Origin of the sequence: Streptococcus sp. 27098_8_22, assembly GCF_041432415.1 — a bacterium.
Lineage (GTDB): Bacteria > Bacillota > Bacilli > Lactobacillales > Streptococcaceae > Streptococcus > Streptococcus pseudopneumoniae_M.
Map to the genome: position 1 here is coordinate 37072 of NZ_JAPVZP010000003.1, position 15347 is coordinate 52418.

A 15347-nucleotide genomic window follows, 5' to 3' on the forward strand; every position below is an offset into this window, starting at 1 on the left:
TGAGTATCACACCATTCCTTTACTAGTTAAGTATATCACATCCAAGTAAGGAGTCAAGAAAAAAGATGAAAACAATTTTTTATGTTTTCATCTTCTCGATACCTTTTTTACTTAGTACTATTCGACTACTATACTAGGCATCAACAAAAACTCAGCGACTACAAAGAGCCCAAACCAAGGTTCAGGCTCTGTTGCTATTTATTGAAAATCTTTGATGTTACCATCGTAATCCGCCCAATCTTGGCTAAAGAAGCGGTCATTCATTTGGTAACTAGGTGCTGTTGTTGGATTGCTCAAAAAAGGATTTACAACCTTATCAAACGCCAGCCAGCCTAACCAACCGATATGAATCGTATCCTTGACAAAATAAGGTTCATCACCGTTTTTTGAAAAATCAGCAATATTGGTAAAACCTTGGCTCTCCAACTGGTAACGAATTTTTTCGACAGAGTGTTGATACATTTCCTCACTCAAACCTGTATAGTCCATCCATTTTTTATTGACAGGTTGAAAGACAAAGAGTACATTTACCTTAGATTTGGCAAATTGATCGAGCACTAACTGCAAATCATTGTATTCCCTTGACTGGAGGAAGTTGTAATTTTTTTGATACCCTTCCCACTTTTTCAAATCCTTCTTTAGTTGAGTATTATAAAAGTGGTTCTCCATTCCCAAATCATTATTGGTCGTGTTTTCTTCCGCATCCTTACGCGCAATATTTTCCAATTCTTCATAAGAAAATTGTTCCGGGAGACTGCTCAAATATTTCTCAACATGATCTTTATACTTTAATCGACCTCGAATCGAGAATTGTCCAAAAATAGCTGACTGTTTCTCATTTAATTGCGACGAAATATTAATCATACTTTGGTCGAACTCTGATAATTTTTCTCCTTTGGCTAGTTTCTCAACGATGCTCTTCATCGGAACTCTCGGATTTTGCTTTAAGAGTCTATTGGCCGCATATTGAGAGGCTGCATCCCCAGATTGATTTTCCAAGAAGGCAGTCAATTGATCATTGTTAAAATAAGTTTGAAAAATAGTCGAGTCATGATCCTCTTTTGTAAACCACTGTGGAGAGATTACAAATACCGCTTGCTTATTTTCAAGCTCGGATGTGATTTGTTGTATCCCAAAATACTGGCTGAGGGTGGCTGCTCCTGCCTGTCCCATAAAGTAAGGTCGATAAGAACGGTCATATTTTTCAGCTAGTACTGCCGGATGCATACTATCAAAACGAATCCATTCACTCGACCCAAAGAAAGGGACAAAACGCATATTAGGGTCTGTTAGAGCTCTCACTTTTTGGCTTCTCTCCTTAAAGCTCTCTGTACTAACAGAAGCTGCAGAGTATTTTTCCTCCATGAGATTATGACTTGGGCTACTTGGATAGAAACAGATAAGAAGAAAAACCAATAATCCCGCTACAAAGATAGGCCCGAAGATTAACCACAGGCGTTTAAGCATTCTTTAACTCCGTAATCCCTGCTACGATTTTATTAGCTGTATTCCAGTCATCACGACCAAATTCTGTAACTGGGACACGAATATCAAAGCGATTTTCGATTTCCACGATCAATTCAACTGTTCCCATACTGTCCAAGACACCCGCATCAAAAAGATCCTCATCCATCATGTCAGAAACATCTTCCATAAACAATTCATCAATAATTTCAATAACTTCTGATTTGATATCCATTTTTTAACTCCTTTTATTTTTTAAACCATAAATCATTCAAAAATCCAGAGAAGATTAAGAATGAAATCATCACGACATGGAAAGTTATAACCATGCCAAGCAACTGAACCCAGCGATTCTCAGGCAAGGGAGCTTGCCCTGCTTTCTTACGTTCTTTATTGAGCGTTTTTTTCTTTCGAACCCAAGCATCATTAATCACTAAACCTAGCCCATGAAAGAGTCCATAGACAATGTAAAACCAAGTTATCCCATGCCAGAACCCCATAAGGAGCATGTTCAGGATATAGGCGACACTTGAAGTCACATTTCGATTCTTAAACAATTTCTTTCTCGTCATTACCATGACCATGCGCATAAAGACAAAGTCACGAAACCAGAAGGATAAACTCATGTGCCAGCGATTCCAAAACTCTTTCAAATCTCTTGACAAGAAAGGTTTGTTGAAGTTAATCGGACTACGAATTCCCATCAGATTTGAAATAGCTATAGCAAACATAGAGTAACCTGCAAAGTCAAAGAAGAGCTCCAAACCAAATGTGTACATGATGGCCACTACATAATAGTTAAAGACGCCACCTGTTTGTAAAGCTAAATTCTTTAGCGGTGGTAATAAAATCTCACCTAAAATATGAGCTAGGATAAATTTATACAGAAATCCCCACATAATATACCGAACGGACTCGGCTAGCATATCCATCAACTCATCGCGCTCTGGTATCGTCTGATAATTTTCATTAAAACGTTTGAAACGATCAATAGGACCACTTGAAAATGTCGGCATAAAGAGAAGAAAACGCAAATACTCCCACATCTTCAAATCCTTAATGACTCCATCTCTAAGTTCGATGATGATTCCCACCGAACGAAATGTCAAATAAGAAATTCCCAAGAACCCGAACAAAGACTGCGTTCCATTGATAGCCGGCTGCACCTTGACAAAGACGATGGGAAGCAATGATAATAAACTTACTAGGTAGAAAATCCATTTGCCATCTCGAACTTTTCGATACTGCTTGTAAAAAAGAACCAACAAGATTTGCCAGATTAGATATATCCCTAAGGCAGCCAATTGATTGGTCTTGCCACCCGTCAACATGGTAACGATAAAGAAGAGACTAACCAATATTTCATACCAAGCAAAGCGTTTTTTGAAAAAAAGACCGATAAAGATTGGCAAGGTAGCAGTAATCACGTACAAAAAGTACTGCGGATTCCCATACGGCTCAATATGAGGCAGCTGTTTCAGGAAATCCATCATCTATTATTCACCTCGTTAATCAATCCTTTGATGTCAATCTTACCATTTGGAGTCAGTGGCAATTCCTCTCTGTAAAGAAACTTAGATGGCATCATGTAAGACATCATAATATCTTCCAAGTCTTCCTTGATAGCTTTCGTGATATCAATTTCGCGCTCAAATTGTTCTTTGATGCCATCTTTTAAGATAACATAGGCCAAGAGATTTTGGACCTTGTGATCCTTGTTGTAACGTGGAACTGCAACAGCAGATTCAACGTACTTGGATTTGTTCAAGTTTTGAGAGACATCCTCTAGTTCAATACGATAGCCATTAAACTTGATCTGGAAGTCCATCCGTCCACCATAGAGAAGAAGACCTTCATCTGTCATAGTTCCAACATCTCCAGTGTGGTAGGCTGGCAAACCTTCAAATTCGAAGAAAGCTTCAGCTGTTTTTTCAGGATTATTCATATAGCCTTTTGAAACAGCAGGTCCAGATACGATGATTTCCCCTTGTTCCCCATTTGGTAATTTATTGCCTTCTTCATCAACGATAAAGGTTGGTGAATCAGGTTTGGTGTAACCGATTGGCAAACGTTTCAAGGTTGCCAACATCTCATCTGTAACAGCAACTGCTGACAAAGCCACCGTCGCTTCCGTTGGACCGTAAGCATTGATGATACGCGCATTTGGAAAACGCTCGCGCAATTTTTGAGCAGTTTTAACTGTCAACTCTTCTCCATCAAAGTAGAAATGGGTAATCCCTGGCATCTTTTCAGCATTGAAATCTTCAGACAGCATGGCCATATCTGCAAAAGATGGCGTTGAAATCCAGATAGCAATCGGAAGTGAAAAGATGGTCGCAAAGAGTTGCTTAAAGTCTTGAGTAAGGGCTGATGGGAGGGCAAAAAGCGTTCCTCCAAGAGCCAAGGTCGGTGCCCAATACATGACAGACAAGTCAAAGGAATAGGGTGGTTGCGCCAACATTTGTGGACGCTCTGGCGTTGCAAATTCCTTGTCCGTAATCATCCAGTTGGTAAAGCTGAGCAAATTATCATGCGAAATTTGCACCCCTTTTGGTTTTCCAGTTGTCCCTGATGTAAAGATGATGTAGTAGTTATCATTCCCCTTGATCGGATACTGCAAATCATAAGCTTTTTGAGCCGCATAAGCTTCACGCACCTGCTCAAAGGACATGATTGGAGCAGCTGGAGTTTCGATTGGAAACTCTGAAATAGCAATGATCAAACTTGGTTCTGCAACCTCCAATATAGCTGAAACTCGTTCCAAGGCCGAATGGCTATCGATTGGAATATAGGCATGTCCTGACTTAGTCAGAGCTACAAAGGTAGCCAACATTTCATACTCCTGACCACCAAAAACGACTACTGGAGATTTCTCAGGTAAATCTAATTGATCGATGGACGCAGCCAAGCTATCTGAATCAGCCTTCAAATCACCATAAGTGTGCTCTTGCCCTAAGACATTATATACTGGAAAGGTAGGTTGAGTTTGGGCGAAATATTCAATCGCTTCAATCATATCTTTTATCGGCTTATTAGACACGATGATTCTTCTCCTTTAAACTAAAATTCATTGTAAATAAAGCTTCCCTGACTTTGTCCTAGGTAACTAAAAAAGTAAAGCAAACCAAGTAGAACAATAAAATACAGGACAGTTTGTCCTAAAAAAACATAGATTGGTTTCTTTTTATCCATAATTAACTTCTTTTTGTGAATTTTCAATAATTTTATGCAAATATACAATTACTATTTTTTCTTGTTCCCATTTTACCACTTTAGTCTCTTTATTTTCAACTGTTTACCATTTTTAAAGAGTACATTTTAGCCTATTTTAGTTCTTTCTTCATAATTTTACTGATATAAATAAATCACTTTAAAACGATAGTAGGCACCCCACTCCCCCTTTGGGCATTTTTATGCTAAAATAGTAGCTATGGATAAAATTATTAAAACTATATCAGAAAGCGGGGCTTTTCGTGCTTATGTTCTTGATAGTACTGAAACCGTCCGCACTGCTCAAGAAAAACATCAAACCCAAGCTAGCTCAACTGTAGCACTTGGCCGTACTTTGATTGCCAGTCAGATTCTTGCTGCCAATGAAAAAGGAAATACCAAACTAACGGTTAAAGTTCTTGGAACTAGCTCTCTAGGTGCCATCATCACCGTAGCTGATACCACGGGGAACGTCAAAGGTTACGTTCAAAATCCTGGTGTTGACATCAAAAAGACTGCAACAGGTGAAGTCCTGGTTGGGCCTTTTGTCGGCAATGGTCAATTTCTAGTGATTACGGACTACGGTACTGGAAATCCTTACAACTCCATGACTCCCCTCATCTCTGGAGAAATCGGAGAAGACCTTGCCTTTTACCTGACTGAAAGCCAACAAACGCCGTCAGCAGTTGGTCTCAATGTCCTTTTGGACAAAGATGACAAGGTTAAAGTCGCAGGCGGTTTCCTTGTTCAAGTTTTGCCAGGAGCCAAGGAAGAAGAGATTGCTCGTTTTGAAAAACGTATCCAAGAAATGCCAGCTATCTCAACCCTTCTCGAAAGCGAAGACCATATCGAAGCTCTTCTCAAAGCCATCTATGGCGACGAGCCATACAAACGCTTGTCTGAAGAAGTGATTCGTTTCCAATGTGACTGTAGCAAAGAACGATTCATGAAGGCTCTTTCTAGTCTTCCAAGCTCAGACTTGCAGGAAATGAAGGACGAAGACCACGGGGCAGAAATCACTTGTCAATTCTGCCAAACTACTTATAATTTTGATGAAAACGACCTGGAGGAACTCATTCGTGACAAATCTTAATACACCTTTTATGATTGGCAATGTTGAGATTCCCAATCGTACCGTTTTAGCACCCATGGCCGGCGTGACCAACTCAGCCTTTCGTACCATTGCTAAAGAACTCGGAGCTGGACTCGTTGTCATGGAAATGGTCTCTGATAAAGGTATCCAATACAACAACGAAAAAACTCTTCACATGCTTCATATCGATGAAGGCGAAAACCCAGTCTCTATCCAACTTTTTGGTAGCGATGAAGATAGCCTTGCACGCGCAGCAGAATTCATCCAAGAAAATACCAAGACCGATATTGTCGATATCAACATGGGCTGCCCAGTTAATAAAATTGTAAAAAACGAAGCTGGCGCTATGTGGCTCAAGGATCCAGACAAGATCTACTCTATCATTAACAAAGTTCAATCAGTCCTTGATATCCCTCTCACTGTCAAAATGCGTACAGGCTGGTCTGACCCATCCCTGGCAGTTGAGAATGCTCTAGCTGCTGAGGCTGCAGGTGTTTCTGCCCTTGCCATGCACGGCCGTACACGTGAGCAAATGTACACAGGTCACGCAGACCTTGAGACTCTTCATAAGGTTGCACAAGCTCTGACCAAGATTCCATTTATCGCTAACGGAGACATCCGTACGGTTCAAGAAGCCAAACAGCGTATCGAAGAAGTCGGTGCCGACGCCGTTATGATTGGGCGTGCCGCTATGGGAAATCCTTACCTCTTCAATCAAATCAATCATTACTTTGAAACTGGAGAAATCCTGCCTGATTTAACCTTTGAAGATAAGATGAACATCGCCTACGAGCATTTGAAACGCTTAATCAACCTCAAGGGAGAAAAGGTTGCGGTCCGTGAATTCCGTGGACTCGCTCCTCACTACCTCCGTGGAACATCAGGTGCAGCTAAACTTCGTGGAGCTATCTCACAAGCAAGCACACTGGCTGAGATTGAAGCTCTATTGCAATTGGATAAGGCTTAAACTTCTATACTACCTATAGAGGATGAGTTTGACTTTCCTAATCGATTTGTTCATACCTTATTTTAATCTACTATAATAGTCACATAACACCAAAAATCTCTTAGGTTCATTTCTAAGAGATTTTTTCTTTCTTCCTCCCCCTCACAACCAACCTTCTTCTTCGGCAGTTTTGGCTGCTTCGGTTCGATTGCTGGCATTGAGTTTAGAGAGGATATTGGTCATGTAATTACGGACGGTGCCGTTTGAGAGGTAGAGATTATCCGCAATTTCTTGGTTGGAGAGACCTTGGGCTACTCCATGTAGAACAGCAACTTCTTGCTCGGTCAAGGGATTGGGATGGGTCATCATGACTTCCATCAGCTCTGGAGAATATTCCTTGCGTCCCTCTAACACCGTATGCAGGGTTTGCATGAGCTCGGCGATGCTTCGCTCTTTCAAGACATAGGCGTCGACTCCTGCTTTGACCGCTCGTTCAAAATAACCTGGGTGTTTAAAGGTCGTAACGATAACCACCTTTGTTTCAGGCACTTCTTGTTTGATCCACTCGAGCGCTTCTAGTCCTGTCTTGACTGGCATTTCGACGTCAAGGATGGCAATATCTACTGCTTCTTTCCCCAAAACCTCGATAGCCTCGGCTCCATTTTTCGCCTGCAAGACAGTCTCCACATCTGGTTGAAAGCTTAAGAGCTGGCACATGGCATCTCTAAGCATACTTTGATCTTCTGCAACTAATACTTTCATCTACTTTCTCTCCTTATAAGGCAGATGCACGCGCACCTCTGTGGGATCTTTCAAACTGACCAGATCTACTTGACCTGAGAAGGCTGTTGCACGATCACGGACTGTATGAAGTTCATTTCCTTTTACAGTTGCAAATCCTTTCCCGTCATCTCTGACTGTCAGGACCAATTCCTGATCTGTACGTTCCAGTTTTAGGTAGGCTTTTTTAGCGCTGGCATGCTTGATGATATTGGTCGCCAGTTCTAACAAAACCATAACAGCCGTCGACTCCACATCCTGAGTCAAGCTAGCCTTGTCCAATTGATTCTCAACCTCAACCTCAATCCCAGCAATTTCCAGCATCTTCTTAACAGTTTCAAGTTCTGAAGCTAGGGTCCGTGATTTCAGATTTTCCACGATAGTTCGCACTTCATTCATGGAATCCTTGCTGATCTGGTGAATTTCTTTTAATTCCTTTTCAACCTGTGGATAAGCCTCCATCTGAAATAACTGCAAGGCTAAATCTGTCTTGACACTCAGCATAGCAAAGGTATGTCCCAAGCTATCATGCAAATCCTGACCGATACGACTACGTTCATTTTCAGCAAGCAATAGATTTATCTGGGCATTTTGCTTGGCCTGAGCTTCTTTCAAATCCTCCACAATACGAATCCGAACCAAGCCCAATGTCATCAAATCGACAAAAGTAAGAATCCCAAGCTCAAAGGCTACAACCTCAGTTTCGACTGACTGAAACATCATGAGTTGACCAACAACAAGAACTTGAGCAAGGAGAAAAGTCCAGACATGAAGAGAACGTAGGCTACGAACTCTAAAATGATAAATCAAAAGATTGGCAAGGAAAAAGAAGAACCACACATAGTTCCCATAAATGAAGACGGTATTCCCAACCACATAAGCTAGCATGATGAACCAAAAGAGCCAGGATAAGCGCTGATTCTTGGTGGTTAAAACGCCTAAATAAGCCACCACAAATAGAATATCAACTAGTAAATGCCAGCTAGGAATCTCCCCAATCACTGCAGAGAGGATAGGGAAAACCATAAAAATCAAACTGGCCCAAAACATATAGTGTATGCTTTTTAGTCTTTCAAGCATTAAGTATTCTCCTTATGACCTTGAAGGTAAATGGTCAAACCAAACAAAACTGTTGAAAAAACAAGTAGATAAACTGTGGCTGATAAATTGATGCCACCCTCGTTTAAGAAGGTCTTGAGCAACTCCATCAACTGATAAGTTGGTAAGCACTTTCCGATTGCTTGCATCCAGTCTGGAAATAAAGAGATGGGCATCCAGAGTCCGCCTAAAACAGCCAAGCCTAGATAGAGAAGATTGCCCACGACAGACATCAGCTGACTAGAAGGCAAGAGTGTCAAGATCAAGCCAAGCGCTACAAAAGCTACACTTCCTACTATCAGCAAGAACGCAGCCCCAATCCAGTTTCCAAGAGACATATCCACACCTCTTACAAAATGCCCAACTGAGAAAACAACCAGGATTGAGACCAAATAATCAACCATCATACTTGTTATCTTTGATAGATAATATTCTACCATATTTACAGGGCTATGACGTAATATTTTCTGCCAGTTGTTGATCTTGTCGGTATGTAAAACAACTGGGAATGAAAAGATAGCTGTCGACATCATGGAAAAAGCCGTCATGGAGATGAGGTAGTCGCGCATAAAATTAGCCGGTCCACCTGGTGTTTCCTGGTACATGCCTGAAAAGAATAAATAGAAGGCTGTCGGCATCCCTACTGATAATAAATAATAGACTAGTTGCCGTTTGGTCAATAGAAATTCTATCTTGTTTAGTGCGATCCATCGTTTCATCTTAGTCATCTCCCTTTTGTGTTTCTTCAAAGATTGTATCCAACAAGCTACGATTATTGACTTCAATTTCTTGAATCCTACATCCTGCCTGAACTAACAGTTGCCAAAAAGCATCCGCTTCACGTGTGACTACTTGCAAAGCATCTTGTTTTTGTACCCAGTTTTCAACCAAGTTTGACTGTTCGACAACTTCCTTGTATGCTAGAGGAAGGATAAAGTGCTTTTCAATCTCCTCACTGCGCATGGCTAGAGGTGTTGTATCGCGGATCAACTCTCCCTTATTCAAGACCAAGATTCGGTCCGCTGTATGCTCTACCTCTTCGATATAATGGGACGAATAGAGAATGGTAACTCCCTGCGCTTTTAGATCTTGGACAATTTCCCAAAAACGTTGGCGGGTAGAGGTATCCATGGCCGCAGTTGGCTCATCTAAAAAGACTAGCTTTGGTCCGCCAATCAAGGTCAAGATAAAAGAAAAGAGACGCTTTTGCCCACCTGACAATTTTTCTGCGAATTGCTCTTTTTGTTGTTTGTCAAACTGTAATAGTTGATCGATTTCCTGATTGCTCAAGGGATTTGGGTAAATGCTTTGAAAGAAAGCAATCAACTCTTTGACCTTTAATTTCTGAACAATGACATTTTCTTGAGGGAGGTAGCCTCTAATGTAGTCTAACTGAGAACTCGTCACTGGCAAGCCTTGGATGGATACTTGACCGCTGGTGACCAGTTTATCTCCAAGCAAACAGTCCAAGAGTGTTGTCTTACCGGCACCATTTGGACCAATCAAGGCGACACATTCACCTTCAGCCACCTCAAAGGAAATATCCTTCAAAATAGCCTTGCCCTTGATGCTTTTATTTAGGCTTTCTACCTTAATCATGTTCATGATATTCTCCTTTCAGCCACTCCTTTCCCATCGGAAAGGCGATAAAAATCATAAATCCTAGACCCCAAGCACCTCGAATAACTTGGTGAAGGAAGGCTTGGTCAAACCACCCTGTAAACATTTCGACCAACCATACCACTAGTGATAGTGCAATAAAGAGATAGAGAATCGCTTTTTTCATTTTTCAAACTCCTTTTTCACATCTGAGACTAACTTCAAACCTTCTCGGATCAACCAAGACATCATGCCAAATCCTGCAAATAGCTCCCAAGGAAAATGATAGAAGCCTTCGTCCAATCCTGAAAACATGAGATAAGTCATGACTCCTGCTGCTACTAAACTCATTGCGACAATTACTTTATGTTTCATTTTTTCTTCCTCCATTTGATACATCTATTATAATTCTTTGAAGGTTGTGTCACTAGAAGCTTCTGTCATGAGGAGATATGACAAATGTCACAAAAAGTCTACTCAGCTATGAAAATAGAATTCTTTCCAAATCAAAAAAGGTCGGGACAAAGATTCCCGACCTCTTTCGTTTTTTATTTAATCTTTATTCCACACTGAAAAGATATGGGTAAACTGGTTGTTGACCTTGGTGGATTTCTACTTCTACATCTTCGAATTCTTCTGCGATTTCTTGGGCGATTTGGTTAGCCAATTCTTCACTTCCATCTTCACCGATATAGAAGGTTACGATTTCACTGTCTTCATCCAACATATGTTTCAAGGTTTCAGTCAGAGTTTGGTGCATGTCAGGGTTTGATACGAGGATCTTACCATCAACCATACCAAGATTGTCATTTTCATGGATTTCCAAACCATCGATAGTCGTGTCACGAACGGCTGTTGTTACACTACCACTGATGACATCGCCAAGGGCTGCAGTCATGCGTTCTTGGTTTTCTTCGATTGATTTGCTTGGGTCAAAGGCAAGAAGACTAGTCAATCCTTGAGGAATTGTACGAGCTTCTACCACAACAGCTGGTTGTTCCAATACTTCAGCTGCAGATTGAGCTGCCATGAAGATGTTTTTGTTGTTTGGCAAGAAGATGATGTTACGGGCATTGACTTTCTCAACAGCCTTGACAAAGTCTTCTGTAGAAGGGTTCATGGTTTGTCCACCTTCGATGACATAGTCCACACCTTGTGCACGGAAGATGTCTGCCAAGCCTTGTCCAGCTACTACTGCGATAAGGGCATATTCTTTTTCTTCAGCTGGCTTGCTGACTTGAGCTGCTTCTTTTTCTACTTGCGCTTCGTGTTGGTTACGCATGTTATCGACTTTAACCTTAACCAAGCTACCGTATTTAAGACCTTCTTGCAAGACAAGTCCTGGATCTTCTGTATGGACGTGAACTTTAACGATTTCGTCGTCATTGACAACAAGTAGAGAATCTCCAAGATCGTTCAAGTAGTTACGGAATTCTTCGTAGTCAAAGTCTTTAGCATAAGTTGGGCCTTGTTTGAGGGCAACCATGATTTCAGTACAGTAACCAAAAGTAATGTCTTCTGTTGCCACATGTCCAGCTACAGACTTGTGGTGTTCTGCATTGATCATCTCACTCATGTTGGCTGGAGTCGCTACAAAGTCTTCAGAAGCGCTGTATTCACCAGTAAGAGCTGAAAGGAAACCTTCATAAATGAAGACCAAACCTTGACCACCTGAGTCTACAACTCCAACTTCCTTCAAGACTGGAAGCATTTCAGGAGTTTTAGCAAGAGCTGCTTTAGCTCCTTCCAAGGCTGCACGCATCACCTCAATGGCATCGTCTGTCTGCTCGGCTTTTTTCTTAGCACCGATGGCAGCACCACGTGATACGGTCAAGATTGTTCCTTCAACTGGCTTCATAACAGCCTTATAGGCTACCTCAACACCAGATTGGAAGGCAAGAGCTAGATCTTTTCCTGTTAATTCATCTTTTTCCTTGATAGCTTGCGAAAATCCGCGGAAAAGCTGAGAAGTGATAACTCCTGAGTTCCCACGCGCACCCATCAAAAGACCTTTAGCCAAGATACTTGCAGCCTCACCAACAGTTGAAGCTGGTTTGTCTGCTACTTCTTTGGCACCATTTTCGATAGTCATTCCCATGTTTGTTCCTGTATCTCCATCTGGAACCGGGAAGACGTTCAATGAGTTGACATATTCGGCTTGCTTGTTCAAACGAGTAGATGCAGCCTGTACCATTTCTTGAAATAAGCTTGTAGTAATATTTGACACGATTATTCTCCTACAACTTTGATATTTTGAATGTAGACATTCACAGTTTGAGCAGTGATGCCAAGTTGGTTTTCCAAACTAAAGCGAACACGCTCTTGGATATTTTTTGAGACTTCACTGATTTTTGTTCCGTAACTCAACACGGTATATACATCAACTGCAATGCTACCATCTTCGGCCGCTTTTACAACGACACCTTTAGAATAATTTTCCTTCCCAAGGAGGGCTTGGAAATTATCTTTGAGGGCTTTCTTACTTGCCATACCGACCACACCAAAAATCTCAGTTGCTGCACCGCCTACAACGGTAGCAATCACCTCATCTGTTAGTTCGATTTGACCATCTTTTGTATTAATTTTTACAGTCATTTTTTCTACCTCAACTAGTTGATACTCTATTTTATCATATTTCAAGCCAAGTGTAAAAGCAGAATACTGTATCGGCGGATATTTGCTCCTTTGACGAGACTTTTTGAGCTTAGAGCAAAAGAAAAAGACCTGATGGCCTTTTACTCTTTATTAAACGCGTTCTACTTTACCTGATTTCAAAGCACGAGCTGAAGCCCAAACTTTTTTAGGTTTACCATCGATAAGTACAGTAACTTTTTGAAGGTTTGGTTTTACGGCACGTTTTGTTTGGTTCATCGCGTGTGAACGGTTGTTTCCTGATACAGTCTTACGACCTGTAAAGTAACATACTTTAGCCATTTGTGTTTTCCTCCTATTAGATCTAATATAGCGGATGTGCTAGCACCACATACTGTACTATGTTATCACACTTTCTCTTTTTTGGCAAGGGGATTGGAAGATTTTTTTATTTAACGTAAACAACTCCTAATTTCCCAAAAGCAACGTCCCCACGGATAATCAAAGTTTTGCTGGTTGGGGCTACAGGAGCATCTGCCTTGGCCGCACCACAAAAAGTTTCCACCTTTAGATCTACTCTCCAGTGTTGAGGCACGTAGATAACCGCATTCCCAAAACCGACTTCGATATTCAGAGTAGCAAAATCACCTAACATCTCTGCATTGTCATAATAGATTTTGGCATTCCCAAAACCGACCTCAAACTCATCTTCTACCAATTCTTGGTCTTGCTTGTAAAATGTACCCGCCCCAAAAGCGACTTCCTTGTCTGTCAGAATGGTCTTTTCACCGTCATACCACCATTTTTTTCCATTCCAAGTTCTGTTAGAATGAGTGAGTGCGCTGACACCCATTACGATTAAAATACTTGCCCAGAACAATGACTGATTGGGAATCGGTAAAATGTCATAAAAATGATTAGCAATCATGAGGGCCACTAGAGCTGTAAAAGAGGCTGATGTCAGATGACGACGAAGCAAAGCCTCAATTGATTGGTAGGCAAAAAATCCAATACCAATCAAAGGCCAAATGTGCCCTCCCAGAGAAGGGATTCCAAAATTCCCCTGCAATAACACTAAAGCTGCCAATACTAGCAACACAATACCAAATGCTTTCTTTTTCATGTTCTTACCTCATGTTTCTTAGATTTTCTTTTAGGAGGGATTGATAGTGCCGTGACACGTGAACCTCCTTGTGGGTTTGATAAAAGGAAATAGTGCCTGTCCCTGAGAAGGACTTGTCAACCGAGTAAACTTGCCGGATATTGGCAATGGTCGACTTGGATACCCGACTGAAATAGCGTGGCAGGATGGACTCTAACTCATAAAGCTTGAGCCGAACCTCGTAGGCCTCTTTCTGGGTATGGGCGTAAATCTTGCTACCTTCCGTCTCAAAGAAGAGGATTTCTGCCAAGTCTAAGTAATATTCACCCGTCCCCTTATAAAAGATCAACCTAGGAGCCTTGGTTTCTTGCAAGAGTCGTTGCAAGTCAGCTATCTCATCTGTCAGGGCTGCAGCCTTGATGACAATCTCTGTCTCAGTTAATTCACTATCAATCTCGATTCGTAACTTCATCCTATCTCCTTTCTGCATCTACTATACCAAAGCCTAAAAGACTTTACAAGGGCAAAAAAGCAAGTGGTCACTTTTGACCTGTAAGTGGTTACGAGGCCAAGCCCACTTGCTTTGAATTTCAAAAAATAAAGAAAAGAATTCCCCAGATTAGACCACAGGCATAGCCGACTAAGACATCCTTGGGATAATGAACACCACCTAAAACCCGCACAAAGCCGAGAAAAGCTGACAAGACCAATAACATCAACCCTGCAGGTAGATTTGCATGCAGGCAAGCCATGGAGATAATGGTTGCCGAAAAAACATGGCGGCTGGGCATTGAATTCCCAGAGCTGTCTTTATCTAGTAGCGGGACAATTTCCCAAGTCTCATAAGGACGCGGTTGATTGATCCACTTACGAACTAATGTCAATAGGACAAAGCCAAAAGCTGGCACCAAAATATAGGCAGAAAGGTCTTTCCCGATCCCTTTACTTACAAAGTTTGTTCCCAACAAGGTCAAGTAAGCTAAGGGCATCAGAACTGTCATCATGCGATTAAAAACTCGCATCAAGTGTAATAGCTGTGGATGTTGAAGGAGACTTGATTTCCTTTTATCGTACCACTCTTGATAGTTTTTCATATCTATTTCTCATACTTTTCTAGGACCTGCTGGGCTGTTTTCCCCTTGGCAAGCCAGTCTACTAATTTGTCCAGACGGCGGATTTCCTGTATCAGAGGATCGTCAATTTCCTCAATACGAATCCCACAAATCTTCCCTGTAATCGCCATCCGTTCAGGCACATAAGACGGTGCCTGTCGAAAAAAATCTCCGTAGGTAAGGTCCCTATCCAGACAAGCAAGGATGTCACTCACTTCATAACCTGTTAGCCAACTGGTCACTTGGTGAACGGACTCTGCCCTTCCACCCTTTCGCTCAACCTTTGCGCTCAAGGCTTGATAGACCGCAGAGAATTTCATATTGTATAATTTCTGACTCATACTCTCCTCT

The 15347-nt window shown here is 41.5% G+C and carries 20 protein-coding genes; 2 read left to right on the forward strand and 18 right to left on the reverse strand.

Features of this window, described 5'->3' with window-relative positions:
• Window positions 1–198 precede the first annotated feature (198 nt).
• Genes dltD through dltX form a run of 5 tightly spaced genes read right to left on the reverse strand, consistent with a single transcriptional unit; the run spans window position 199 to window position 4656 of the window.
• The gene (gene dltD / locus O3633_RS05300; protein WP_371620644.1) at window positions 199–1467 is read right to left on the reverse strand and encodes a D-alanyl-lipoteichoic acid biosynthesis protein DltD; all 1269 of its coding nucleotides are present in this window, start codon (window positions 1465–1467) and stop codon (window positions 199–201) included.
• Window positions 1460–1699 (reverse strand): D-alanine--poly(phosphoribitol) ligase subunit DltC, encoded by a 240-nt coding sequence (dltC, locus tag O3633_RS05305; protein ID WP_000351968.1) that lies wholly within the window; start codon window positions 1697–1699, stop codon window positions 1460–1462. Before dltC ends, dltD begins: the two co-directional genes overlap by 8 nt.
• 13 nt (window positions 1700–1712) lie before the next feature.
• Window positions 1713–2957 (reverse strand): D-alanyl-lipoteichoic acid biosynthesis protein DltB, encoded by a 1245-nt coding sequence (dltB, locus tag O3633_RS05310; protein ID WP_371620645.1) that lies wholly within the window; start codon window positions 2955–2957, stop codon window positions 1713–1715.
• On the reverse strand, window positions 2954–4504 hold the full coding sequence (dltA, locus tag O3633_RS05315; protein ID WP_371620646.1) for a D-alanine--poly(phosphoribitol) ligase subunit DltA: 1551 nt from the start codon (window positions 4502–4504) through the stop codon (window positions 2954–2956). The genes dltB and dltA overlap by 4 nt, the downstream gene beginning before the upstream one ends.
• A gap of 20 nt (window positions 4505–4524) precedes the next feature.
• On the reverse strand, window positions 4525–4656 hold the full coding sequence (gene dltX, locus O3633_RS05320) for a teichoic acid D-Ala incorporation-associated protein DltX (RefSeq protein WP_000358457.1): 132 nt from the start codon (window positions 4654–4656) through the stop codon (window positions 4525–4527).
• A 238-nt stretch (window positions 4657–4894) separates the two neighbouring features.
• Here dltX and hslO point away from each other — a divergent pair, with 238 nt between their 5' ends.
• Both hslO and dusB read left to right on the forward strand, forming a co-directional pair.
• Window positions 4895–5767: an Hsp33 family molecular chaperone HslO gene (hslO, locus tag O3633_RS05325; RefSeq protein ID WP_371620647.1), complete on the forward strand. Its 873-nt coding sequence runs from the start codon at window positions 4895–4897 to the stop codon at window positions 5765–5767.
• On the forward strand, window positions 5754–6734 hold the full coding sequence (gene dusB / locus O3633_RS05330) for a tRNA dihydrouridine synthase DusB (protein WP_000183319.1): 981 nt from the start codon (window positions 5754–5756) through the stop codon (window positions 6732–6734). Before hslO ends, dusB begins: the two co-directional genes overlap by 14 nt.
• A 141-nt stretch (window positions 6735–6875) precedes the next feature.
• Here the strand turns inward: dusB and O3633_RS05335 are convergent, their stop codons facing one another.
• The 13 genes from O3633_RS05335 to O3633_RS05395 all read right to left on the reverse strand — a co-directional run bounded on the left by O3633_RS05335 (window position 6876) and on the right by O3633_RS05395 (window position 15337).
• Window positions 6876–7475 (reverse strand): response regulator transcription factor, encoded by a 600-nt coding sequence (locus O3633_RS05335; RefSeq protein ID WP_371620648.1) that lies wholly within the window; start codon window positions 7473–7475, stop codon window positions 6876–6878.
• On the reverse strand, window positions 7476–8573 hold the full coding sequence (locus O3633_RS05340) for a sensor histidine kinase (protein ID WP_371620649.1): 1098 nt from the start codon (window positions 8571–8573) through the stop codon (window positions 7476–7478).
• The gene (locus O3633_RS05345) at window positions 8573–9310 is read right to left on the reverse strand and encodes an ABC transporter permease (protein ID WP_371620650.1); all 738 of its coding nucleotides are present in this window, start codon (window positions 9308–9310) and stop codon (window positions 8573–8575) included. The genes O3633_RS05340 and O3633_RS05345 overlap by 1 nt, the downstream gene beginning before the upstream one ends.
• 1 nt (window position 9311) lies before the next feature.
• On the reverse strand, window positions 9312–10196 hold the full coding sequence (locus O3633_RS05350; RefSeq protein WP_371620651.1) for an ABC transporter ATP-binding protein: 885 nt from the start codon (window positions 10194–10196) through the stop codon (window positions 9312–9314).
• The gene (locus tag O3633_RS05355; protein WP_000709296.1) at window positions 10183–10377 is read right to left on the reverse strand and encodes a hypothetical protein; all 195 of its coding nucleotides are present in this window, start codon (window positions 10375–10377) and stop codon (window positions 10183–10185) included. The genes O3633_RS05350 and O3633_RS05355 overlap by 14 nt, the downstream gene beginning before the upstream one ends.
• Entirely contained in the window at window positions 10374–10580 is a 207-nt protein-coding gene (locus tag O3633_RS05360; protein ID WP_025170070.1) for a hypothetical protein, read from the reverse strand. The genes O3633_RS05355 and O3633_RS05360 overlap by 4 nt, the downstream gene beginning before the upstream one ends.
• A 169-nt stretch (window positions 10581–10749) precedes the next feature.
• Complete coding sequence (gene fakA / locus O3633_RS05365) at window positions 10750–12417, reverse strand: fatty acid kinase ATP-binding subunit FakA (protein ID WP_371620652.1); 1668 nt, start codon at window positions 12415–12417, stop codon at window positions 10750–10752.
• Window positions 12418–12419: 2 nt separating this feature from the next.
• A complete protein-coding gene (locus tag O3633_RS05370) occupies window positions 12420–12785 on the reverse strand; it encodes an Asp23/Gls24 family envelope stress response protein (RefSeq protein ID WP_000216431.1) in 366 nt (121 codons plus the stop codon).
• Window positions 12786–12935: 150 nt separating this feature from the next.
• Window positions 12936–13124, reverse strand: a complete 189-nt coding sequence (gene rpmB / locus O3633_RS05375; protein ID WP_001140948.1) for a 50S ribosomal protein L28 — start codon at window positions 13122–13124, stop codon at window positions 12936–12938.
• 106 nt (window positions 13125–13230) lie between these two features.
• Window positions 13231–13905, reverse strand: coding sequence for a LiaF transmembrane domain-containing protein (locus O3633_RS05380; RefSeq protein WP_049502863.1), 675 nt, complete (start codon window positions 13903–13905; stop codon window positions 13231–13233).
• Window positions 13906–13909: 4 nt separating this feature from the next.
• Complete coding sequence (locus O3633_RS05385; RefSeq protein WP_004250544.1) at window positions 13910–14356, reverse strand: LytTR family DNA-binding domain-containing protein; 447 nt, start codon at window positions 14354–14356, stop codon at window positions 13910–13912.
• 118 nt (window positions 14357–14474) lie between these two features.
• Complete coding sequence (locus O3633_RS05390) at window positions 14475–14978, reverse strand: phosphatase PAP2 family protein (protein WP_371620653.1); 504 nt, start codon at window positions 14976–14978, stop codon at window positions 14475–14477.
• A 2-nt stretch (window positions 14979–14980) separates the two neighbouring features.
• Window positions 14981–15337 carry a DUF2200 domain-containing protein gene (locus tag O3633_RS05395; protein ID WP_371620654.1) on the reverse strand — a complete coding sequence of 119 codons (357 nt, stop codon included), beginning with the start codon at window positions 15335–15337 and terminating at the stop codon, window positions 14981–14983.
• Window positions 15338–15347: the final 10 nt, after the last annotated feature.

Coding starts and splice junctions, on each gene's coding strand:
- O3633_RS05395 (WP_371620654.1), bottom strand. CDS start 15,337: ATGAGTCAGAAATTATACAATATGAAATTCTCTGCGGTCTATCAAGCC.
- O3633_RS05345 (WP_371620650.1), bottom strand. CDS start 9,310: ATGAAACGATGGATCGCACTAAACAAGATAGAATTTCTATTGACCAAA.
- O3633_RS05355 (WP_000709296.1), bottom strand. CDS start 10,377: ATGAAAAAAGCGATTCTCTATCTCTTTATTGCACTATCACTAGTGGTA.
- O3633_RS05350 (WP_371620651.1), bottom strand. CDS start 10,196: ATGAACATGATTAAGGTAGAAAGCCTAAATAAAAGCATCAAGGGCAAG.
- dltC (WP_000351968.1), bottom strand. CDS start 1,699: ATGGATATCAAATCAGAAGTTATTGAAATTATTGATGAATTGTTTATG.
- dltX (WP_000358457.1), bottom strand. CDS start 4,656: ATGGATAAAAAGAAACCAATCTATGTTTTTTTAGGACAAACTGTCCTG.
- O3633_RS05385 (WP_004250544.1), bottom strand. CDS start 14,356: ATGAAGTTACGAATCGAGATTGATAGTGAATTAACTGAGACAGAGATT.
- dltB (WP_371620645.1), bottom strand. CDS start 2,957: ATGATGGATTTCCTGAAACAGCTGCCTCATATTGAGCCGTATGGGAAT.
- O3633_RS05370 (WP_000216431.1), bottom strand. CDS start 12,785: ATGACTGTAAAAATTAATACAAAAGATGGTCAAATCGAACTAACAGAT.
- O3633_RS05390 (WP_371620653.1), bottom strand. CDS start 14,978: ATGAAAAACTATCAAGAGTGGTACGATAAAAGGAAATCAAGTCTCCTT.
- O3633_RS05335 (WP_371620648.1), bottom strand. CDS start 7,475: ATGAAAGTATTAGTTGCAGAAGATCAAAGTATGCTTAGAGATGCCATG.
- hslO (WP_371620647.1), top strand. CDS start 4,895: ATGGATAAAATTATTAAAACTATATCAGAAAGCGGGGCTTTTCGTGCT.
- dltD (WP_371620644.1), bottom strand. CDS start 1,467: ATGCTTAAACGCCTGTGGTTAATCTTCGGGCCTATCTTTGTAGCGGGA.
- rpmB (WP_001140948.1), bottom strand. CDS start 13,124: ATGGCTAAAGTATGTTACTTTACAGGTCGTAAGACTGTATCAGGAAAC.
- O3633_RS05340 (WP_371620649.1), bottom strand. CDS start 8,573: ATGCTTGAAAGACTAAAAAGCATACACTATATGTTTTGGGCCAGTTTG.
- O3633_RS05360 (WP_025170070.1), bottom strand. CDS start 10,580: ATGGAGGAAGAAAAAATGAAACATAAAGTAATTGTCGCAATGAGTTTA.
- O3633_RS05380 (WP_049502863.1), bottom strand. CDS start 13,905: ATGAAAAAGAAAGCATTTGGTATTGTGTTGCTAGTATTGGCAGCTTTA.